A 23,655-nucleotide genomic window follows, 5' to 3' on the forward strand; every position below is an offset into this window, starting at 1 on the left:
TTATTAGCCACTTTGGTGGGCGAATTGCGCCAGTTGATGTTCACACAGGAAACGAAACGTATGGCCTGGAAAAACGATCGGCAAACGCAGACGACAAACCGATGATGGATTGTTCATTTCAGCATTCAGTAACTGCATTACCACGCGATAAGTCCGTTGTGCGGGCTGGCGCAGCTCGCTTTGTCGGTACATTTCGGCCAGGTAATAGTGTGCCGGCCAGTAGCCCGGTTCCTGATAAACCACCTGTTTGAACCAGGCGATAGCCTGCTGCGTCTGGTGTTGCCACATCATCGCCAGGCCGAGCAGCATTTTGGCCTCTGCCGACCACTCATCCTGCGCGAGGATCTGCTGCGCGTTGCCGGCTGTCTGAGAAAATTCACGTTGCTCAAGGGCTATCACCCCCTGGATCAGCAGCGCATCCTGATTACGGGGATCGTCGCGTAATACGCAGGCGATACACTTTTCGGCTTCAGAAAAACATTTCTCATCGAGACAGGCGCGTGCTTTCTTCAGCCAGTCATTATTCTGCTGCACCGTTGGCGCGGAAGCGTCCTGTTCAACCACCGTTCTCGGCGGCGCAACGCGCGATGCAGCTCGGGGCACGGGCGCGACCTTCGCCGCTTCGCGATGGTGACAAAAATAGAAAATGCCCTCTTCCTGCTCCAGTTTTAGAATGTCGAAATTGTTGGCCAGCGTTTCTGCATTGCCAAAAAATAAGGCCCCCTGCGGCTGTAACATCTTCAATAAATTACCGTGCAGTTCACGACGCGTTGGCGTGTCGAAATAGATGGACACGTTGCGCAGCAAAATGATGTCCACTTCCGGCAGCAACTGCTCTTTTATAATGTTGGTGCGATGAAAGGAGACTTTCTCACGAATCTCATCATGCAGCCGGTAGAGGTTTCCCGAGCGGGTAAAGTAACGTTGCTGAATACTCGGGTCGACGCCACGAAACGAGTAGCTTGAATAGCAGGCGTTACGGGCTTTTGCGAGGATTGCCGGGTCAATATCACAGCCGTAAATTTCAATACGCTGCGCCATCGCGCCGAGGAATTTCTCATGCAGCTTGATAGCCAGCGAGTAGGCTTCTTCCCCCGAGGAGCATCCGGCACTAAGAATACGCACCGGGCCGCTACGCTGTTGCAGCAGACGTGGGATCCACTTGTCACAGATTAAATCCAGCGTATCGCTTTCACGGAAAAAATAGGTTTCGTTAATCGTAATCAACGTAATGAAGCTATCAAACTCGTTCTGCGAGATACGCAGTTGCTCGTAGTATTCATAGTAATCACTGATTTTTCGCTCAGCCATTCGCCGACTCAGCGCCGTTTTCAGCAGTGCTTCCATGGCGTTATCGAAGTGTAAACCGACCCGTTCTTTGATCAGACGGGCATAATCAGGAAGATTGGGGATCATGGCAATTTACTCTCAAAGCGCCCGTGACACGCCATTGCAAGCAACACTTTGGCAAGGCCATCCAGTGGGATCGTGCGGTGTATCAGCTGCTTGTCGATCGCGTTCTTATTCATACCAAATACCACCGAACTCTCTTCGTCCTGCGCCAGCGTTCTGCCGCCTCGCCGGAAAATAAGCTCGATGCCGCGACAGCCATCGCTGCCCATCCCCGTCATAATCAGTCCGACGGCTTTTTCGCGAAACACTTCAGCCACCGACTCCAGCAACAGATTGCAACTGGGATGGTAAACGTCACTTTCCTGTCTGGGGATCGCCGCCAGACGCTGGTTGTTTTTGACGATCAGATGCTGCTCCGGCGGTAATATATATACATACCCGGCCTGTACCCGATCGTCTTCCTGCGCCAGTCGTACCTTCAGCTCGGTCACGCTGTCCAGCCAGCGCACCATATCTTTTGCGAAACCATCAGCTATATGCTGGGCGATTAGCACCGGACACGGGAACGTACCGGGGAGTTCCTGCAATAGCTTACTCAGCGCCTGCGGCCCGCCCGTCGAGCAGGCAATCGCCAGCACAAAAGGCCAGTCCTGCGGCGACTGTGCGGCATCCGTTGTCGGTCGTGCAGTTGGCATCACCGGTTCACCTGGATGGCGTAATCCCTTGATATGACGAATAACTTTCACGCCAACCAGCAATTCTACTTTGCGATGCAGGGCGTCCGTTGATAGCGGGAAATCACTGCTATGATGCAGCACCGCCAGCGCACCGCGTGAAATGTAATCATCATCCCATTGTTTTTCTGGGCAAAATCTCATGACCAAAATGGGGATGGCGCTGGTTGCCATAATCGTTTCGACAACCTCGACGTTATCGGCGCTTGAGGTATCCAGCGTCAGAATCAGCAGATCGGGCATCAGCTGTTGCAACAACCGAATCGCCAGCCGGCGATGGGCTGCTTGCCCCACCACCTTAATATGCGGGTGATCCTCCAGTTGCCTGACCAGCTCATTACGCGACGCGCTGCCCAGGTCGAGGATCAGCACCCGAATGTTGCCGCTATTCATGCTTCTGCTTCCGTCAGAGTGAATGAGGACGACGCCTCTTTCAGCGCTTTCGACAACTGCGTCATGTCCTGGCTGACAACCAGAATGTCTTTGATGGACTGCGAGGTATAGTTACTGGCAACGACAATCTCTCGCAGCGCCATAACCACCTGATTACTTGCTGTTTTCTGCTGCTGGGTAGACAGGGATATTTGCAGCGCCGCCGTCGAGGTTTGCTCTGCAGTCACGACGATATCATTCAGATGCTCGGCGCTGACTTTGCACGCTCTGGCGCCCGCTTTGATGCTCTCGCCGCCTTTTTCGGCGTTCAGCACCAGGCGATTGATTGCGTTTTGGATCTCGCTGATCTTATTCTCAATCTCAACCGTCGATTCCGTTACCGAGTCGGCCAGACGGCGGATTTCAGCTGCCACCACCGAGAAACGCTTACCGGCTTCCCCGGCGCTGGCCGCTTCCAGCGCGGCGTTAAAGGCGATCAGTTTCGTTTGATCCGCGACGCTGTTAATGATTACCATCACGCGACTGATTTCCGTCGACTTATTGCCGAGCATCATGATTTCACGCATGTTTTGCTGATTGTCGGTGTCAATATCCGTCATGCGCATCAGCAACTGCGACATCGATTCTGAACCTTTATTACAGTCATCAAGGGTCTGATTGGCGATATCCACAACCGCCCGCGAATGTTCAGCAATTTGCGTGGAAGACGCTGACAGTTCCTCCATGGTAGAGGTAATTTCAGCCACTGAAGAAGAGGTTTCCACGCTGGTTGACGCCTGACCATCTACCGCCTCGGTGATGTGCAGCGACGCCTGATGCACCGAATTCGCATGAGAAACCATACCACCGACCAGCGAGTGCAAACGCTGGCGCATCGTTTCTACCGCGCTCAGCAACTCGCCAATCTCATCGTGATGATCGACCTGCACATCCACCGTTAAGTCGCCTTCAGCGATACTCTGCGCAATCCCCAATACGCGGTTTAAGCGCCGGGAAATCAGGAAGCGGCTGGCAACGGCAATCAGCAATAAAATGATGGGCAGCAGCAGCGCGGTGAATAACAGCAGACCGTTACGCACCAGATTGCTGCTTTTGGCGACATCGTCAACGTAGTTGGTCGTTGCGATTATCCAGTTAATCCCTTCAACGTATTCATAAACGGCGACTTTGGTTTTCGGCAATGCGCCATAACCGCTCACCCAGTTGTAATAGGTGATGCCATTTTTATGTTCGAGCATATCGGCAAATAGCTTAAAACCATTGGCATCAGTAATATTAATGGCCTGCTGGTTGTTCAATGAGGGATGGACCAACATCCGACCCGGTTCAAATCCGGCATCCAGTACGTAGGCATAGCCATCTTTGCCAATATGCACATTCAGCAAACGCTGAATAATCGGTTGCAGACTTTGTTTGACGTCAAAACCTACCGCAACCGCCCCAACCACCTGGCCATATTTATCGGCAATCGGTTCATAGTGACTAATAAACTGCTTACCAAATAGCGTCACTACGCCGGAAAAAGGTTTATTCTTCAAAAGTAACGGTAATGCCGGGTTGTCGCGCCCCAACGCCGTTGCGGTTGCCGTATTGCCTGAACTTGCCAGCAAGGTGCTACTAACGCGCACAAACTGCTCGCCTTGCAGAATAAACGTGCTGGCAAATACGCTGGTTAATTCGGTGAAATGCGCGTTGGTGTTCGGGTTACTCAGGACCGCTTTTAATTCAGTAGAGTCCATGTAACGCAGCGGTTTATTAGCAACGTTTTGGTAGTTGTTGATATAAACATTGCTGTAATGCTCCGCATCGCGTGTCACTCGCTGGAATTCGTTAGATATGCTGTTGTGGAATATACGCGTGTTGGTCTTAATCATCTCCAGCGCATTGACCTGCAGTTGTCTGGAAAGATAAGACGATAATATAAAAGAGGCGCCAATCAGCAATGTTGCGATACAAACCACCAGAATCATGCCGAGCTTCATCGCTACACCGGGATGGATATTGTGTAGCCAGGATAGCACCCGAACGCGCGGCCCCACACCGCTGGCACCCGCCGTTCGATTTTTCACTTTAATAATGTCACTCATATTTTTTATTCTCTACCTGAGAAGAAATGACTCTTTTTGGTCATAAGAAGTTCGCGCTCTGCTTATTCCAGCGAAAGCAGCGGCGTAGGCTTGCCAATGTGATATCCCTGTAACCACCCCACATCCATTTTTTCCAGACACGCCTGAATCGTAGCGTTTTCAACAAACTCGGCGACAACCTGCATATTTTTCATTTCGGCAACGCGGCAGAATGACTCGACGATGTAATAGCTGATTTCACTTTCGGTGATCCGTCGAATAAAAGAGCCATCGATCTTCAGAATGTCTGCTTCGATATTCATCAGGCGGGCATGACTGGCAAACCCGGTACCAAAGTCATCAATGGCTACCCGACATCCCAGTTGGCGTATTAAACGAAGCGTTTCCACGGTTTGCTCTTTGTCTGAAAGCGTATCGGCTTCCGTTATCTCAAAAATAATTCGCTGCGGCTCCACCGCGTAATCGTGCAGGAGCTGGGTGAACTTCGCGATAATATTGGAGCGACATACCGTCACCGGCGCCAGGTTGATGGAAAAACAGCGCTGCGGATGGTTACGCATAAATTTCAGGGTATTTTCGATAACCCAGAGATCGATATCAGGCGCCAGCCCCGCATCATGAGCAACCGGCAGAAAGCTGTTCGGAGGAATAAATTCCCCCCGTTCGTTGAGCATGCGGATCAATATTTCATGATACGGCGCTTCACCATTGGTACTGACGATTGGCTGCGCCATCAGCACAAACGTGTTGTTATCCAGCGCATTTTGCAGCGCGGTGCGAATTTCCGTTTTATCGACAATGTGGTTGCCGAGGATCCGGCTATGCTGCGCCTCAATGTTTTCCGGCCTGCCGTTGGTCAGCGATAAACCCGCCACCATGCCCAGCTTCCCCACCAACTGATAAATGTCATCACTGAGATCGTTAATCAGGCAATAGCCCAAACCGCTGCGAAAACCCAGCCGATGGTTATTGTAAAAAAGCCGAAAACTATTGGCCGCCTGGTACAAGTCGCATAGCCGTTCCCAGGTACTATTTTCAAGCCGAATCAGCAGATCGTAACCCGCGTGGTAATAGACTTTCTCGCTTTTAACCAGGTGTTGGCGCAGATGGTCGGCGAGGATCTTCTGATAGCGGGCGCGAAAATGAAAGCCATAGCGGCGCGAAAACAGCTCCAGCTCCGGAATTTGTATCAGGCACACCGTCGCGTGCTCAGTCGTAAACAGCTCCGTCTTCAGCGCACGCAGATTCGCCATACCCGTCATCGGATCGGTCAGGCCGAGCAGAAGCGCCTGGTTAAATCGCTGGCGGGTAAATTTGGCCAGCACTCCCATGATCACGATGGTAAGCGTAAAGACAAAGATCAACGTTGAAACCAGCGCCTGATGCTGAATGAAGTCCACATCGCTGGCGATATAACTGTCGTTATGTTTGCCTAAAATGATCACCACGATGGTCCACACCAGCATGGTGAACAAATGACCAATTTTAATGGATCCCCACAGCATTAACGGGAACAGCAAGATCAGGCTATAGAGAGAGAAAAAGACGTTCAGATTGTCCGGTGATGTTAAAAAGAACATCAACAAAAAGAGTAAGGCGCACCATGAAATAGCGCCAAAGGCGCTGATATTGCCTTTACATTGTGCAGCAATTGCCCGCCAGAAAGTCAGCAGGAAAGATGGTCGACGGATGATTCGATAAATTTTGTAAAATAAAGGGATACCCGTCAGACAGCCGTTGATGCTCCCCTGAACGCGTACCAGCATACCCAGACTTAACGCCGGAAAGTTATCCACATCTGGTCGTTGGCCATGGGTGACAATCATCGCAAAAAGTTTACCCAGCACCAGATACAGCAGGACGTTATAGCCACACAGCCAGACCAGACGATTAAGGCTGATTTTGATACGACCAAAGCTAACGCAACTGCGTCTGCCCGTGACTCTGCGGTAAGCGGCGTAGCTTAAAGTTGCAGCTAAGATCAGGCACAACGCATCTACCCGTTGGTTTTGCGGGCCGATCGCAAACATGACGATAAGGAACAGAACAAATCCCGGTATCACCCGAAAACCAAACAAGACTAATGCGGCAGAAAATACGGCCAGTTTGAGATCGTAAACTGTTAAAATAGTATTATTGATAATACTGTAACCGTTAAGATATTGTGCCAGCGGGTAAAAAAGGCCAGGTAACGCAAGTGGCAGACACCATTCCCGAATGTTTTTTACCGTGTTTGTATTTATTATTGCGTCCAAATCAATTTATCCGCTATGCACTATACCAATAGGACTTTAATCCAGACTCGAATGTCACAAACAAATCCTTTTGGGTCAGTCGATGCACCATAGCAAAATTGTCAACATTGACCGCGCACTGAGAAAATAAAATAAGGTTCTATATTGAAGTGAGCATCTTATTCATATCAAATCAGGAAATAAATACCCATTTATAGACAAAAATGGACATCCCGCAGGGATAATGCCACGTCCTTCCCTGATAAAATAAAAGCTAATTCATTGATGCCACGTAAAAAAACAAGAACTCCAGTGAAAAGCCATTAGCACCTCCAACCAGTGTGCACAAAAAAGCTTCGCGGACAGCATTAATGTCAACATTAATATGTTGTCGAGGGCATAACGAAAAATGTATTTTTATGCACACTTTTGCCTGTTGACGAAAAGAGCAGCGTTATCTATATTCGCATACCGTATTTTTGTCATTACTCACCATGGTTCAATGTTATTTATTTGTTACGTCATTACGTTTCACCTCTTTCATCTACTTGTTTGCAACAATAATATTCCATTAAGTAATAACAGAAATTAAATTTAGTATCGCGTAATCTTTTCAGGAATTAACATAATCCGTGACAAAGTCTCTGTTTTCCCTTAAAGCAATAAAAGGGTGGCAACATTCCATCACTGGCAAAATAACGCAGTTCTTGCTGGCGGGTATCGTTATTGCTTTTAGCGCTGGCGCCTTTACTAACTGGAGCCTGATAGACAACTTTTCTTATCAGCAGTGGGTACAGCGAGCTGAAGCAAATGCGCAGATTATGACCTACATCATCCGTAGCGTGTATACCACCGTTTCGGTTGAGACCAGCGATGCGGGGCAGATATCCCGCATCGTCTCCGACAGACAGATTGGCGATACCGACTCCATCCTGCAAACCGGTTATAACCCGGTAGACGTCCTGGCGCTGGCGTCAGTTCAGACGCACAGCCCCACCTGGCTGTTTCTCTATACGCCGGAGAAAGGCTTCGTTGGCATCAATAACAAATCAGAAGATGGCGAAGGGATTATCTCCTTCTCAGGCCGCCTGCCGCGCGATGTGCTGGTCAATTACTATGTTGGTTTCGCCCAGATTAATGGCGAAGAGTGCTTTATCAGCGCCGTACCTATTTTGACGCCTTCTGGTGAGATCCTCGGGAGCCTGATAAGCAGCATCGGTAAAAAAAGCGAGTTGTATGCCACCTACGACGCGATGCTTAAAAAGAGCAGTATCATTTTTGTTCTGATTTTACTGGTGACGCTGGCCCTGGTCACAATGTTTATGCGCCGCCTGTTCCGTCCTGTTCCGCTGCTGATAAACTCCCTCACCCGCATCGCCCATGAAGAGACGGATTGCATAACCCCCTATCTTGATCAGGATGACGAAATTGGGCATCTGGCCGGGGCCATTGAAAAACTGCGCGTCGCGATGAAAGAGCGTGGCTATCTGCAACGCATGCATGAAATGTCGCAGAAGATGGAGCATATGGCCCATCATGATTCACTCACCGGATTACCCAACCGCGTTTCGTTCGGCCAGGCGTTGGATAAGCGCGTTAGTGAACTGCATCTGGAGGACAGAGCGTTCAATCTGCTGTTGATTGACCTCGACAACTTCAAGCCGGTGAACGATACCTTTGGCCATAAAGCGGGCGATGAACTGTTAATCAGCGTTGCCCAACGTCTGCAGTTATTGCTGGGTCCCAACGATATTGCGGCGCGTCTGGGCGGTGATGAATTCGCCATCCTGCAACATGTCGACGACAACGCCATCAAAGAAGCGAATCGGCTGGCGAAGCGTATCATCCGCGCGCTGAGCACCCCGTTTACCTGGAGTTCTCATACTTTTTCTATCAGCTGTAGCATCGGTATTACCACCGCGCCCAGGCAGGGGAATACTACCTCAACGCTCATGATCAATGCCGACCTTGCCATGTACGCGTCTAAACATCATGGCCGGGGTTGCTACCACTTCTTCGAAGACGGCATGGTGATGATGCAAACCCACAGCCTGTTCATTAATCAGGAAATTATCGATGGTATTGATAACAAGGAGTTCGAACTTCATTACCAGCCGATTATTAATCTGCAAGATGAAAGCGTCTATGGCTACGAATCGCTGATCCGCTGGAATCACCCCACTAAGGGACTGATTTATCCCGATTATTTTATCAATATCGCCGAAAGCTCCGGCCTGATTGTGCGTTTAGGCGAATGGATTATTCGCCAGTCCTGCGAAGCCGCAGCCAAATGGCCAGAGCATGTCAGAGTTGCCGTTAATATCTCGGCCTACCAGTTGCACAGCCCCGGACTGGTTGACGTGATTAAAGATGCGTTACGCATCAGCCAGATCTCAGCGGAACGCCTGGAAATAGAAATCACCGAATCAGAAAAACTGGATAAATCGATCGCCTTACCCGTACTGAAAGAGATCCGTTCTCTGGGTATCGAAATCGCGATGGACGATTTAGGAACCGGCTACGCAGCGCTGGACTATCTGCTGATCTATCCCTTCACGCGTATCAAGATCGCGCGCACGTTGGTCGATAAGCTCCAGCAGGATAATGCCAGCCAGTATTTGATTGTGATGCTGATTCAGTTTGCCCATAAATACAATATGTCGGTTACCGCTGAAGGGGTGGAAACCGCACAGCAGCGCGACATTTTGCGCGCCATTGAATGCCAGAATGTACAGGGCTATTTCTTTAGCTATCCGCTGCGTGAACGTGAGGTACTTGCCGCGTTTGCCGCAGAGGTCAGTGAAGAAGGACTGTGCCATGTCTGACATCTTGCGCCTGGCAAAACGCATGCTGATGGCGGTTGCCCTGCTGATGGTTGGGGCTACGCCATGCTTAGCGGGAACTCAGTTGCAACTGCACACGCTGGAGCAGATCGCGACTACAAAAACCATTACCCTTGGTTATCAGGATGATGCGTTTCCTTTTTCCTGGCAGAACGGCAACCGCCCTGCGGGTTACTCTATCGATATCTGCAACAGTATCGTCAGCGCGCTCAAGACAAAACTTCAGCTTAAAAAGCTGAATGTAAAGTGGGTAAAAGCCAATTCAGCATCGCAGTTTGTACTGATTAAAAACCACATGGCAGACATCATGTGTATACCTGCCTTTTATTCGAAAAGTCGCCACACTATTAGCGAATTTTCACTGCCGTTTTACTTTTCAAGCACCCGCTTTGTGATGCGTAAAAATGAAAGTAATGACAGTCTGGCAGAACTTTCGGGACATAGCGTGCTGGTAAAAAGCGGTACGATTTACGTTGAACAACTGCAAAAAGTGAATGCCGCTAATGACCTGGATATTAATATTCAGCTCGATACCAATAACATTACAGCCTTCAATGAACTGAAGAACGGCGAGTATTCTGCGCTGATCTCCAGCACCGTTTTACTGAAAGGGATGATTGCGCAAACACCTAACCCTGAAGACTACGAACTTTCCAACATTGCGCTTAGCGCTCCACTACCGGCAGGCTTGTTACTGCCGTTACACGATAAAGAATTTAAAGAATTCGTTGATGCCACGCTTTCTTCCCTGATGACCAGCAACGAATTTACTGCGCTGTACAATAAATGGTTTCTGTCTCCCATTGCCCCGCAAGCTATTAATTTAAACATCCCCATGTCAGACAACCTGAAAGCATTAACCGCAGCTAAAAAGAAGATCAGTTTTGATTATGAAAAATATAATTAATCGTGAGATGACAAGGATGAAGCGCACGGTGCAATGGCTGTTGTTACTGGCAGGCATCGTCATTTCCCCCGCGCTGATGGCGCAACAGAACGCTGCGACGCTCGACCACATTCAGAACAGCAGCGTGCTAAACGTGGGTTATCGCCAGCTGCCGCCGTTCTCTTTTACAGACAACAGTGGCAAGGTCACGGGGTATACCATCGCGGTATGTAACATGATTGCCGATAAGTTACGCCAGTATCTGAAGCTCAACAAATTAACCATTCATTATATTCCCGTGAATTTTGCCGAACGCTTCTCCGCATTAAACACGCGTAAAATAGATATGGACTGTGGCGTAAATACCAATGCGCCGGAGCGAACCTCCAGCGTGTCGTTTTCTGACAACTATTACACCGCAAAGATGCGCATCATCTCTTTGCGTAAAAATAATATCCAGTCAATTGCCGATCTTAAAGGACGCACGGTGAGTCTGACCGGAAGCTCAAAAGATTTGCTGGAATTTAATAAAGCAAACAGAGAGCAACATCTTAATATTTCAACGATTACCAGCACTACCATAAAGGGTGCATTTGAGAAGATGGCGCATAATGAATCCGCCGCGTTCTTTGTTGATGATATTCTCGCCTGGCCGCTGATTAATCATAGCGAGCAACCCGAACTGTTCAGCGTCTCAGCACAGAGCATCGGTAACGATATGCACTATGCCATTATGATGAGGAAAAACGATCCGCAGTTTGTGGCGTTTGTTAATGGTACGCTGAAGGACTTTTTTGCCTCGCCGACCAATATGCAATTACGCAAAAAGTGGTTGTCTCCCTGGACCTGCGAAAAGATGAAAAATCCATCGCCAGGCAGTTGCCAGCATAACCATTGAACATTATCAGCAACAGCTTACGCCACCGCCTGCTTCGCCTGTGGAAAATCCCCGGGATGCTGCTGTTGCTGCTATCGGTCCATTCGCTACGTGCGGCCTGGGATTTTGCCAGTATTCAGCAGAAGTCTGATGCGCTTTACGGCCCGGCAACGCCAGAGGCGCAACAACGGATCCGCGCCTGGCAACAGCTTTTGCTTACGTTGCGCAGTGCCGACGAGCAAACGCAATTACGCGCCGTAAATCAATTCTTTAACGATAAAATCCGTTATACCGAAGACATTGATGCCTGGCACAGCGTGGATTACTGGGCCACTCCCATTGAGTCGCTGCGCAAAGGTGAAGCGGATTGTGAAGACTACGCGATCGCCAAATATTTCACCCTCCGCCAGTTGGGCGTCTCCGAAGACAAGCTACGCATCACTTACGTTAAAGCCCTGCGCTTAAACCGCGCGCACATGGTGCTGACCTGGTACGCCACCCCTGAGGCGATTCCTCTGGTGCTCGACAGCCTGACCAGCACGATTTCACCTGCTACGCAGCGCATGGATTTATTACCCGTCTACTCCTTTAACAACACTGGCCTTTGGCTTCCCGGCAATCAGAACAATAAACGTGTTGGGGACAGCAAAAGGCTATCTCGCTGGCAGCAAGTTTTCACCAAAATGCGGGAAGAAGGCTTCCCGATGGATAAATAGGAATCGCCCGTGTCTCTTTTTAAACAGTTACTTCTGGCAATCTCTCTCTTTATGATGGTTGTATTCAGCGGCAATTTTATTGTGACGCTGGAGAGTTCCCGCAATCAATCCAATAACCAACTTCTTTCACATGCCCAGGATGCGGCAACGGCGCTGGGCGTTTCGCTGACGCCCAACGTCAACGACCCGGCAATGATCGAGCTGATGGTGAGCTCTATTTTCGATAGCGGTTACTACAAAAAAATCCGCATCGTCGACCTGGCAAACGGCAAAATGATGCTTGAGCGCAGCGCTGCGTCATCTATTCCCGACGTCCCCGGCTGGTTCGTTGATCTGGTGGATGTCACTCCGCAAACCGGTGAGGCAACGATTATGCGCGGCTGGCAGCAGGCTGCACGGGTTGAAGTGACCAGCGATCCTATCTTTGCCGTACAGCGTCTGTGGGACAATACCCTGGGTAATCTGTTGTGGATGCTGTCCTGCAGCCTCGCCTGTTTAATCGCCGGTAGTCTACTGCTGCGCAAGCTGCTACGCCCGCTCAATTATCTGGCAAAGCAGTCGGAAGCGATTACCCGCCGCGAGTTTCTGACGCTCCACGAGTTACCCAAAACGCCAGAATTGCGCCGCGTTGTGGGCGCTATGAATTTGATGGCTGCGAAGCTCAAGTCGTTATTTGAAGAACAAGCTATCTACAGCGAACGTCTGCACAATGAGGCTTATCTCGACAGCCAGACTGGAATTGCCAACCGCCGGGCGTTCGATATGCAGCTTCAGGCGCGGCTAAGCGACGCCGATACCGCGCCGGGATATCTGTTGCTGGTCCGCATTCAGGATTTGGGCGGTCTGAATCAGCGTTTTGGCGGACCACATACCGATAAGCTGTTGCTCAATATCGCCAACCTGCTGAACGCGCATAAAGAAAAATATGCCTCTCTCGACAGTACGCTGGCCCGAATTCGCGGCGGTGAGTTTGCCCTGCTATGTCCTGGCGTGACCCACGGTGAAATGCTGGACTTGTCCCATTCGCTCGGCCAAAAGCTGACGGCCTTTTACGCCACCGGGATGTCAGACCAACAGCCGGTGGCCTACACCAGCATGGTACCGTTTAGCGCCGGGGATAACGCCCAGTCATTGCTGATTCAGGCCGATCGCCTGCTGGTAGAAGCCGAAACGCGCACCGATCATCAGGTCGTTCCCACCGCAGAGGTACCTGCGAGTACAGAAGATCAGCATTTGTGGTTTGTTCGTCTGGAGCATGCGCTGGAAAACCAGCAGTTCCAGTTGGTTTATCAGCCGGTGGTCGATTGCCGCCAGCCCGACAAAATTCTGCATTACAAGGTGCTGTCGCGCATCATTGATGAACAAGGTAATACCCTTACCGCCGGTCGATTCCTGCCGTGGATCCACCGCTTTGGCTGGAGCCAACGCCTCGATAAAGTGATGCTGAAACTGACGTTGAATCAGTTGAAAACCGCGCCCGGAAAATTGGCATTGAGTATCTCCGGGAGCTCTGTCGCCAGTGCGACCGCCATTGCTGACCTACTCACTCCACTGCGCTATTCACCGAAATTAGCCAGTCAGTTGATTCTGGAACTCGATGAGAACCAACTGCCAGGCCCTTATCAAATGGCGGCGTTTGTTAAAGCCGTCAGTCAGCACCGCTGCGCGCTGGGTCTGCAACACTTCGGTAGTCGTTTCGATATGATCGGCCATCTGTCACAGTGGGGACTTGCTTACCTGAAAATCGACAGCAGCTATATCCGCAATATTGATGAAGAAAACGATAAGCGTTTATTTATTGAAGTGTTATGCTGCGCCACGCGCAGTATTGACTTGCCGCTCATTGCCGAACGGGTTGAAACACAAGGCGAACTGAAGGTATTGCAGGAGTTAGGGATTGATGGCGCAATGGGCCAATTATTAGGTGAACCCGCGCCGCTGTGATAAAAGCAGGCAGTCTTGAGACGCTTGTATATTGCCGGATGGCGCTTCGCTTATCCGGCCAACAAACTCACTGCCTGCGTCAGCTAAAAAATACGATCATCACCGCCTAGTAGTTGTTCTAACCCGCCAAGTTCCTGGCGCGCATTCGCACGATTCAATAATTTAACCTGCGCCATCGGCGGGAGATCGGTAATGGCAATCACGCCTTTACGCATCAACAGGTAAATCAGATCGTCGAGCACGCGCACCATCTCGAGGTCGCTTTTTTGCAACGTCGCTAAAGCCTGCTGGTTGCCATTTTCCGGGCTTTTTGCCCCGCCTTCTGCCTGCACGTTTGCAGCAGATGAATCAGAATTCATATCAATGCCTTTTCATTTTGCAAGATGCTGCTGCCCTGTTTACGCAGGGCAGCAGGCAATCGTTAGTGGGTGTGGTTTTGATCGGGTTTAGCAATCAGGTGATCTAACGAGTAGGTCGGAGAATGCATCTCGCTACTTGCCGGACCAGACAGCGCGGTATCTATTCCATGCGCCACTTTTGCCGGACTGGCGATCAAGTGATGATCGCCGCCGCTTTGAATGTACTTCGCAATATCTACGCCTTCATGCAGTTCGCGCGCCAGATCGCTGAGATCGACTTTTTCGAGTACGCCCTTCGCCTTATCGTCAGCGCTTAGCACGGCTGTCGCCTGGCCGTGCCCGGTTGCTGCTGGCGCGTAAGACAGAGACAATGCATTGTCATCGAACAGGTTATGCAGCGCATGTTGCATCGCAGCATGATTCCCTTTATCCACCGTATGTCCTTTCACTGGCGTGGGATCGTCCATCGTCACGTTCAGCGTTTGGCTATAAGGCGTAGTATTGCCGTGGTCATCATGCGCCTCAACCAATACGTTTACCCGGTTATGACCTGCACGGAATGCGGAGGTATCGGCCTCAATGTCATAGGTCAGCCCATTATTGCCCTGATGAAGAATGGCATCGTACTGGTGACCATTTACCAGCGCTTTAATATGCTCGCCATCATGCACATCACCGCTCACGCTGCCGGTAATATGCGTGACGGTATGCTGTGATTCCGCGCGTGAGATATGGTTATCCCCGGTAACTTTATCGACGATAAGCGTGGCGTCTGCCTGTTGATCAACCGAATAGCTGTGGGACGTTGTCTTTGAATACGGATTGCCCGGCGCATCATGGCCTTTGACCTCCACCGAAAATGTGGTGTTCACTTCCATGACATGACTGTCCACATCAACGTGATAAACCCGATCGCCATTGCTCAGCGTATCTACCGAACCGGTAAATTCCTGACCGCCAATGTTTAATTTGATCGAATCCCACACATCCACATCACCGCCAAGATGCCCGGTTACCCTCACCGTCGCGCCCTGGAGTTCCTGATAATTGAGAACGTTATCCTGGGTGACATTATCAATATCCATCGTTCCCGCAGCGGCCCTGTCGATGGTAATGGTCTTATCGGTATGGATTTCATCACGGTTACCGGCGTCGTCATGGGCGATAACGTGAGCGAGAATCTTTTGATCGTGAAGCAGGTCAATCGTACTGGCATCTACGCTAAAGACCTTCTGACCGCCGCTATTTTTCACATCAGCGACCAGATCTTTACCGTTAACTGTGATAGTCACCTGATCGCCGACGTCCACATCCCCGGTCACATAGCCGCTGATGGTGGTTTTCGCATGCTGAGTTTCCTCATTATTCAGCACATCATCAACTGACACCTTATTCAGCACGATGCTGGCATCGACATGCGTGTCGATAGTGACCGTTTTGTCGTTCACGGCATGCATTGGGTTCAACGCCGAATCCTGTCCTTGCACACTCACATGGATAGTTGGGTCGTTTTGCAGTCCTGTCGTGCTCACCATCGCTTTGTAGCCCAGCTGTCCGTTCATATGCGGCAGCTCAATGACTCGCGTATGTACCGTGACGCCATCGACGAGAATGTCGACTTTATCACCGAGATGCACATCGCCATCCACCGTACCACTCACCTCAACGCTACCGCCTTTCACTTCATCAGCATTGATAATATCGTCGCCGCCGACGGTGTTGATGGTCACACTGCCGCCTGCCGTTTGATCAATCGAATAGCCCTGCTTGAAACTGGCTGGCTGCACGTTACCGTGATCGTCATATCCTGTAACGGTGGCGACAATGGCGCTATCGGCCAGCAGGTCTTGGGTGTAGATATCCACGCTGTAGTGATGATTATTATCGACAGTCGCCGCATAAGGGTTGCCGTTAACCGTCAGCGTCACCTTATCGCCCGGGTGCACATCTCCTGAGACCGACCCCGTTACGGTCATCTTATGCTGCTGCGACTCCTGCGCATTAAGCACATTGTCATCGGCAATTTTATCAATCGTCACGCCAGCATTAGCGCTCAGATCGACCACGACATGGCTGCTGGCGGAGGCACTGCCCTGATTGCCATGAGCATCCGTCGCCAATACCGTCGCGACAACATCCGGATCATTATGCAGGTCGTTGATACTAACCTTCGTCGACCAGGCCCAGTGACCGTGTTTATCATCATGTTCTAACGCGGTCAGCGTATTGCCATTAACCTGCAGGCTCACCACGCTCCCGTCATGAATCCCTTCACCGCTTACCGTACCGCTGATGGTGGTTTTACCGCTTTGCGCTTCCGCCGCATTGATAACATCATCACCGGCAATCTTATCCATCGTTATCTGCAGCGGGTTATCCGTGTCGATGGTGATGGTTTTCTGCACCGAGTCTGTCGCAATCCCCGCCGTAACAGAGACATCAAACGTTGGATGCGCCTGCAGTTCACTCGTCGGCACATCCACTTCGTATGCCAGTTGCCCCGGCATCGTCGGGATAGTCATGACGTGCCCGGAGTACTGCACATTATTGATGGTGACAATAACATCGTCCCCGGCCTGAACGTCGCCGGTGACCAGACCTCGGATTGCCGTGGTTCCTTTTTGCGCTTCATCGTGGTTGAGAACGTCATCGCCCGCCACTTTATCAACGGTGAGATGCACGGTCGGTTGGTGCGGCGGTGTGGTGCCAGTACCTGTTGTCGACGGGGTGTGCATACCATAAGGAGTATTGGCTGGAACAGCGATATTGCCTAACCATGGAAGGTCAATAAACTTATGTTCTACCGCCGTTGCCGTATTGCCATGATCATCATGAGTGGTGATGGATACCGTGATATTACCGTCATCATGCCAGGCCCCTGAAACAACATTAAACGTGTAACCCAGCTTTCCATCCGGCAGCGTGATCACATTGGTTTGCAACTGGCCGCCGCCGACATCGACCGTAACCACATCGCCAGACTGTGCGTCTGGATCAACATGCCCCGTTACCGTGATGAATTCGGGACGTCCGTGCGGATTGAGGCTTTGACCCCCCTGAGACATCGCAGAGTCAATCGTTATCCCGGCATCTGCAACGGTATCAACCATCACAGGCATGTCATCGTGCCCGTGTGCAATATTGCCTGCGTCATCTTTTGCCGTTACTTCGGCATGAATCTTCGGATCCATAAGCAGATCCAGAGTCGACACCTTAGTGCTGAAAGCCCGCTGGCCGCCGTGATCTTCCACCTGCGCATAGTAGATCTGATGATTGATGGTCAACTCAACGGTATCGCCGATTTTGACATCGCCTCCCACCGTACCCGTAACCGTCGTTTGCGGATTAAGGGCTGCGTCGTGGTTAATCACCCCACCACCGCTACCGGTGAAGATCGGATCAATATGCACAATCGCGTCAATCTTATCGTCAATGACCACGGTACTGTGCACATCTGCCGTCGCGTTATTACCTGCCGCATCGGTAGTGGTGATGGTTGCAGTAATATGCTGATCGTTTTGCAGCCACTGGGTATCCACCTTAATGGCGTAACCCAACGTTCCCAGATTTGGCAGGTCCACCACGGTGGCATCAACCGTATGGCCACCAATATTCAGGTGCACCACATCATTAATTTTTGCATCGCCACCGACCGTACCGCTGACGATCGTCGTGGTTTGCCCTAATTCAATCTGATTCAATACATCATCGCCCGTTACCGGATCGATAGTGATTGAGGCTTTCGCTTCAGCGTCCAGCGTAACCGTATGATGCGCTGTAATTTGCGCATGGTTCAGGGCATCGTCCGTGATATCCATGGTGACGTCGATATGCGGATCGGCAACCAGATCGGCCGTGGCAACGGGAACGTGGAAGCCCATCTGCTGATTACCGCGATCCTCCACCACGCCAGAATAGTTGTGTCCATTGATGGTCATGGTGAACGGATCGCCCGGATGAACTTCACCGCTCACCGAGCCGCTCACTATCGTAAAGCCATGCATTTGCTCAGCAAGGTTCAGCGTATTATCCGGCGTCACGGCGTCAATGGTTATCTGCGCATCGACACGGGTATCGATAATAACGGTGGTTTCTGCATTGGCCGTAGCCGGGTTGCCCGCGCCATCGGTGGTGCTCACCGTCGCGGTTAAATGCGGATCGGAGATCAGGTCGGCAGTACTGACTTTAATGCTGTAGCCGAGAACCCCGCCTCCTACGTCACTCACTTTCCCCGTCAGGACGTGACCATTCACAGTAAGGTAAACGACGTCATTGACATGAACATCCCCAGCCACTTTCCCGGTTACATAGGTGAATGGCTGTTTTGATTCATCGCCATTAATCATATTGTCGCCAGTGACGGGATCAATTGTCAGCATGGCTTTCGCATGTAAATCAACCACCAGATCGTGCGATATCTCCGCTTTCTGGAAATTATGCACATTATCTTCGCCGACTACGCGGGCCACGATATGCGGGTCTTTGACCAGATCGCGGCTCAGAACGTCCAGCTTATATCCCAGCGCATTGTTATGCTCCGGGAGTCGCTGAACGGTTGTTTCGTAGGTATGTCCATGTACGATAACCTGAACTTTATCCCCGACATGCACATCGCCGCCCCCAACCGTCCCCATCACCTCAGTGAGGTGTTTCGCGGCTTCTGCGCCGTTCAGCTTGTCATCGCCCGCCACCGTATCAACGGTAATTCTGGCCCCGGCATGGTTATCAATATGGACGTCATGGGTTGCGGTGGTAATGACCTCATTTTTAACCGCATCGTGGGAGATAACCGTGACGCTCACGGTCACATTTTTATCCTGGAGGCCTTTATTATCGCTGAACGCCGTTGATTTGACCGGGACCTGATAACCTAAGTGACCGCCCCCGAGATCAATCACCTTGCCGTTAAACGTCTGGTGATTGATTTCTACGATCACCGCATCGCCAACCTGCGCATCACCGCCGACCTTACCGCTGATGAGCTGCATCGGCGTATCCAGCTCAAGATGGTTAAGGTTGTTGTCATCAGTGACGCTATCAATAGTGACGGTGCTTTGCGCTTGCGTATCCAGCGTAACGGTTCGATGCTCTACCGCTACCGCCTGATTGCCCGCAGCGTCGTGGCTAACCAGCGTCACCATCACGTCGTTGCTGCCTTCCTGCAACACACCTGTTGGAACAAACACGTCGTAGCGCAGAACGCCGTGATCGTTAACCACCGTGCCGCTAAAGTCCTGATTTTGCCCCTGCACGTGAACAGTCACCACGTCATCCGCTTTGGCATCCAGACCTTTCGCGATACCGCTAATCAGCGTCGGCATGCGGTTTTCAATGGCGTTCACCACATCATCCGATGCCACTACATCAGTCGTTACCTCGTTTTTGGCAAAATTATCGATGTGAATTTTATGGCTATCGGTAGCGATGGCAAGGTTACCCGCCGCATCATGAGAGGTGACAGTGACATGCACATCGACATCCGTTAACACATGGACGCTATTGTTCGCAAAGGCTGATGAGTCCACATCAATGCGGTAACCCAGATGCCCGTGACCAAGGTCAATGACCTGGCTTGCGTACTGATGACCATTAACGTCCAGTTGAATGGGATCGCCAACTTTCGCATCTTCACCATCGACGATGCCGGTAATGCGCTGTGTTGCCGCAGACAGTTCCTGGAAATTAATGACATTGTCCGTGGCAATGTTATCCAGTGAGATAGCGTTTTGCGCATGAGTATCAACCGTGATAATCCGGTGCGACTCACTGGTCACTGCGTTGCCCAGCGCGTCATGGCTCAGCAGGGTCGCAACTACCGCATTCTTACCTTCATGCAAGGTTCCATGCGGCAGAACCACTTCATAGCGTAGCTGACCGTTATCGTTGACCACCGTGCCGTTAAAGTCTTGCCCATGAACGCTTATTTTTACCGCATCCCCCTCCCGGGCATCGCCACCGGCTACGATACTAATAATGGTGGGCATCCGGTTTTCACTGGCGTTGACCACATTGTCCGTCGCCACTGCGTCAATCTTGAGGGTGTTTTCCGCGTAGTTATCGATATGAACTTTATGGGAATCGGTCGCGATCGCCAGGTTACCCGCGGCGTCATGAGAAGTCACCATTGCGGTAATTTTCACATTCGTCAGCACATGACCGCTGTTATCGGCGAATGCAGACGAGTCTACATCGATGCTGTACCCCAGTTTTCCGCGGCCAAAATCAATCACCTTACCGCTGTACTGATGGCCGTTTATCTCCAGTAGGACCGGATCGTTGACCTTCGCATCTTCACCGCCAACAAAACCGGTAATCGTCTGTTTAGCCGCCGTTAGCTCTTGATAATTCAACGCATTATCTACAGTGACGTCATGTATACGGACAGTATTATGCGCCTGCGTGTCCAGCGTGATGGTGCGATGCGCCAGAGCGGTAACTTCATTCCCCACCGCATCATGGCTGACAAGCGTTACCGCCACCTCATTTTTGCCTTCCAGCAAGGCCGTCTTCGGCAGTGCAACTTCATAGCGCAACTGGCCGTTATCATTAACGACCGTTCCGGTATAGTTTTGCCCACGCATGCTAACAGTGACCACATCGCCTGCTCTGGCATCACCGCCGGCTGCACCGCTAATCAGCGTTACCATGCGGTTTTCAATGGCGTTGACTACGTCATCCGTCGCTACCGCGTCGATGCTGACCTGGTTGGTGGCAAAGTTATCAATGTGCACGTTGTGGGTGTCGGTGGCGATCGCCAGGTTACCCGCCGCATCGTGAGAGGTAACCATGACCTTCACTTCCACATTACCGTCAATCGGTACGCTGTTGTTGGCAAAGTCTGAAGTGTCTACCGTGATACGGTAGCCCAGCGTATTGTTGCCTAAATCGATAACCTCCCCGCGGTACTGGTGACCGTTAATTTCGAGTTGAACCGGATCGCCAGGTTTAGCATCTTCATTGCTGCCGATGGAGCCGGAGATGACCTGGTTACGTGAGTACAGCTCACTCCGATTCAGGGTGTTATCGCTGTCTACATCATTAATTGTCAGAGAGTTGTGCGCCTGAGTGTCCAGCATGATGGTACGGTGCGCGATCGCCGTTACTTCGTTACCTGCCGCATCGTGACTGACCAGGGTCACCACCACATCGTTTTTACCTTCCAGCAGCGTCCCTTTCGGTAATGCCACTTCGTAACGCATCTGGCCGTTATCATCGACCACCGTTCCGGCAAATTTAAGCCCCTGCACGCTAACAACAACCGCGTCGCCCGCTTTGGCATCACCGCCCGCCACGCCGCTAATCAGCGTGGTCATACGGTTTTCAATAGCGTTGACCACATCGTCCGTCGCTACCGCGCCAATGTTGACCTGATTAGTCGCGAGATTATCAATGTGTACGCTGTGAGTATCGGTGGCAATCGCCAGGTTGCCCGCCGCATCGTGAGAGGTGACTGTAACCTTCACTTCCACGTTACCATCAACCGGCGTGCTGTTATTTGCAAAGTCAGATGAGCTCACCGCAACACGGTATCCCAGCCTGTTATTGCCAAGGGAGATAACCTGAGCGTGGTACTGATGACCGTTAATCTCCAGTTGCAGCGGGTCGCCAACTTTGGCGTCTTCGCCACTCACTGTGCCGGAAATCACCTGATTGCGCATATACAGCTCTACACGATTCAGGATGTTATCGTCGGTCACATTGTCGATGGACAGCGCGTTATGCGCCTGAGTATCCAGCACCACAGTGCGATGCGTTACGGCGGTGGCTTCATTACCTACAGCGTCATGGCTGACCAGCGTCACCTGCACATCGTTCGCACCTTCCTTCAGGGTTGCGGAAGGCACCACAATTTCATAGCGTAGCTGACCATGATCGTCGAAAACCGTGCCGTGAAACGCTTTGCCCTGAATAGTCAGCGTTATCGGATCGCCCGCTTTCGCATCACCGCTGGCAACGCCTGAAATAACGGTCGGCATACGAAACTCATTGGCGTTGACGACATCATCATTCGCCACCGTTTCAATGGTCACGGCATTTTGCGCAAACAGATCGTTGTTGACGTGATGATCGGTAGAAACCGTGGTGCTGTTTCCGGCATCGTCGACAGAGGTTAACGTGGCGTGAATATTCGGGTCATTCAATAATCCCTGAGTCAGCACCGGGATGGTATAAGTCAGAGTCCCTGTTCCCGGGTCGGTAACAACGCCGGTATATTCCCGGCCATCGACCAGTAAGGAAATGAGATCGCCAGGCCTTGCATCACCGCCGACAATCCCGTGGATTAACGTTTGCGGTTGGCGTGACTCTTCGAAGTTTATGAGGTTATCCGGCGTGACATTTTCAACGCTAATGCTGATATTTGGTCCAGTAATATCAATCAGCGCATGGTCAAAACTTTCCGCCGTCCGTCCCGTCACATCGGTCGCGATTGCCACAACTGTTACATTTCCAGGTACCAGTCCTGCCAGATCGGTAGCAATATTCCAGTGCCCGTTGTTAACCGGAACAGTTACGGTGAATGTGTTTTTTTGGCTATCGGTGAAGGTAAGCGTGACGTGATTTTGATTACTGGTGCCACTTAAATGGGTCTGGTGAAATTCGCTTTTGTTAATAAAATCATCGTTGCCGGCAAACTCGGTAATTTGCACTTCTGGCGGGAAAATATTCGCGGAGCCCTCGGTCACGCCTCCTATCGGCAGATTGATATCCCAGCCCGGACTACCGAGACCTTGAGTGTTAAAACCTGCTGTCGGATCAACCACCTGCCCGGTCAATTCAAGCTGCACCAGAGTATGACCGCCTCCGCCGCCCTCTAATGTTATCGGCGCTTCATTACCTGCAGCGGTGGCTTCCAGCACCTGCGTCGGATCAGCGCCTTCGGCAATGGCTTTTTGTGCGGCGGCAATATCCTGGGCACTACTCTCCGGGTTATGGCTGGCCTGTAACCCATGCTCGCCCCAGTGGCTGTTACGCCCGATATCCAGCGTTTTTCCGTCAGGTAAAGAGACGCTTACCGCGCCGCTGGCGCCGGTCACAATTTCTTCACCGCTATATACCCTGTCGCCTTCATGAACCTGTCGTTGTGCGCCATTGGCATCAACAACGTAAACCTGTCCAATGATTGCTTTGATCACACCGAGTAATTTGCTCACCGTAACCTCACTTAAATATCATCATTATTTTTATAAACTCGCTAATATATTAACGAACAAATATCACATTAATTTAA

Annotated in this window: 11 protein-coding genes; 5 read left to right on the forward strand and 6 right to left on the reverse strand. The window is 51.1% G+C overall.

All coding sequences use genetic code 11. From position 1 onward, the window contains the following. Positions 1-3 precede the first annotated feature (3 nt). From OGW16_RS16680 to OGW16_RS16695, 4 genes are all read right to left on the reverse strand, one after another. A complete protein-coding gene (locus OGW16_RS16680) occupies positions 4-1,416 on the reverse strand; it encodes a CheR family methyltransferase (protein WP_047409173.1) in 1,413 nt (470 codons plus the stop codon). Continuing rightward, positions 1,413-2,480 (reverse strand): chemotaxis protein CheB, encoded by a 1,068-nt coding sequence (locus tag OGW16_RS16685; RefSeq protein WP_043017363.1) that lies wholly within the window; start codon positions 2,478-2,480, stop codon positions 1,413-1,415. The genes OGW16_RS16680 and OGW16_RS16685 overlap by 4 nt, the downstream gene beginning before the upstream one ends. After that, complete coding sequence (locus OGW16_RS16690; RefSeq protein WP_047409170.1) at positions 2,477-4,567, reverse strand: methyl-accepting chemotaxis protein; 2,091 nt, start codon at positions 4,565-4,567, stop codon at positions 2,477-2,479. The genes OGW16_RS16685 and OGW16_RS16690 overlap by 4 nt, the downstream gene beginning before the upstream one ends. 62 nt (positions 4,568-4,629) lie before the next feature. Next, positions 4,630-6,822, reverse strand: coding sequence for a sensor domain-containing phosphodiesterase (locus tag OGW16_RS16695; protein WP_181231127.1), 2,193 nt, complete (start codon positions 6,820-6,822; stop codon positions 4,630-4,632). A 611-nt stretch (positions 6,823-7,433) separates the two neighbouring features. Between OGW16_RS16695 and OGW16_RS16700 the strand changes: the two genes are divergently transcribed. From OGW16_RS16700 to OGW16_RS16720, 5 genes are read left to right on the forward strand one after another with little or no spacing between them, the layout of a single operon-like run. Continuing rightward, positions 7,434-9,626 (forward strand): putative bifunctional diguanylate cyclase/phosphodiesterase, encoded by a 2,193-nt coding sequence (locus OGW16_RS16700; RefSeq protein WP_100194774.1) that lies wholly within the window; start codon positions 7,434-7,436, stop codon positions 9,624-9,626. Continuing rightward, positions 9,619-10,551: a transporter substrate-binding domain-containing protein gene (locus OGW16_RS16705; RefSeq protein WP_181231126.1), complete on the forward strand. Its 933-nt coding sequence runs from the start codon at positions 9,619-9,621 to the stop codon at positions 10,549-10,551. Before OGW16_RS16700 ends, OGW16_RS16705 begins: the two co-directional genes overlap by 8 nt. Positions 10,552-10,567: 16 nt before the next feature. Then, the gene (locus tag OGW16_RS16710; RefSeq protein ID WP_233602720.1) at positions 10,568-11,428 is read left to right on the forward strand and encodes a transporter substrate-binding domain-containing protein; all 861 of its coding nucleotides are present in this window, start codon (positions 10,568-10,570) and stop codon (positions 11,426-11,428) included. A gap of 56 nt (positions 11,429-11,484) precedes the next feature. Next, positions 11,485-12,123, forward strand: a complete 639-nt coding sequence (gene lapG / locus OGW16_RS16715) for a cysteine protease LapG (RefSeq protein ID WP_052128084.1) — start codon at positions 11,485-11,487, stop codon at positions 12,121-12,123. A gap of 9 nt (positions 12,124-12,132) precedes the next feature. Further along, on the forward strand, positions 12,133-14,067 hold the full coding sequence (locus tag OGW16_RS16720; protein WP_286518633.1) for a bifunctional diguanylate cyclase/phosphodiesterase: 1,935 nt from the start codon (positions 12,133-12,135) through the stop codon (positions 14,065-14,067). 83 nt (positions 14,068-14,150) lie between these two features. On the opposite strand, the gene OGW16_RS16725 is transcribed toward OGW16_RS16720, so the two are convergent. Both OGW16_RS16725 and OGW16_RS16730 read right to left on the reverse strand, forming a co-directional pair. Continuing rightward, positions 14,151-14,426 (reverse strand): hypothetical protein, encoded by a 276-nt coding sequence (locus OGW16_RS16725; RefSeq protein ID WP_075145710.1) that lies wholly within the window; start codon positions 14,424-14,426, stop codon positions 14,151-14,153. A gap of 62 nt (positions 14,427-14,488) precedes the next feature. Further along, positions 14,489-23,578, reverse strand: a complete 9,090-nt coding sequence (locus tag OGW16_RS16730; RefSeq protein WP_286518634.1) for a retention module-containing protein — start codon at positions 23,576-23,578, stop codon at positions 14,489-14,491. Positions 23,579-23,655: the final 77 nt, after the last annotated feature.

Origin of the sequence: Citrobacter sp. Ce104 (assembly GCF_030334595.1) — a bacterium.
Lineage (GTDB): Bacteria > Pseudomonadota > Gammaproteobacteria > Enterobacterales > Enterobacteriaceae > Citrobacter > Citrobacter europaeus.

Excerpts from the sequence above, each read along its gene's own strand:
- OGW16_RS16725 (WP_075145710.1), bottom strand. The coding sequence starts at position 14,426 with ATGAATTCTGATTCATCTGCTGCAAACGTGCAGGCAGAAGGCGGGGCA.
- OGW16_RS16690 (WP_047409170.1), bottom strand. The coding sequence starts at position 4,567 with ATGAGTGACATTATTAAAGTGAAAAATCGAACGGCGGGTGCCAGCGGT.
- OGW16_RS16705 (WP_181231126.1), top strand. The coding sequence starts at position 9,619 with ATGTCTGACATCTTGCGCCTGGCAAAACGCATGCTGATGGCGGTTGCC.
- OGW16_RS16685 (WP_043017363.1), bottom strand. The coding sequence starts at position 2,480 with ATGAATAGCGGCAACATTCGGGTGCTGATCCTCGACCTGGGCAGCGCG.
- lapG (WP_052128084.1), top strand. The coding sequence starts at position 11,485 with ATGCTGCTGTTGCTGCTATCGGTCCATTCGCTACGTGCGGCCTGGGAT.
- OGW16_RS16710 (WP_233602720.1), top strand. The coding sequence starts at position 10,568 with ATGAAGCGCACGGTGCAATGGCTGTTGTTACTGGCAGGCATCGTCATT.
- OGW16_RS16680 (WP_047409173.1), bottom strand. The coding sequence starts at position 1,416 with ATGATCCCCAATCTTCCTGATTATGCCCGTCTGATCAAAGAACGGGTC.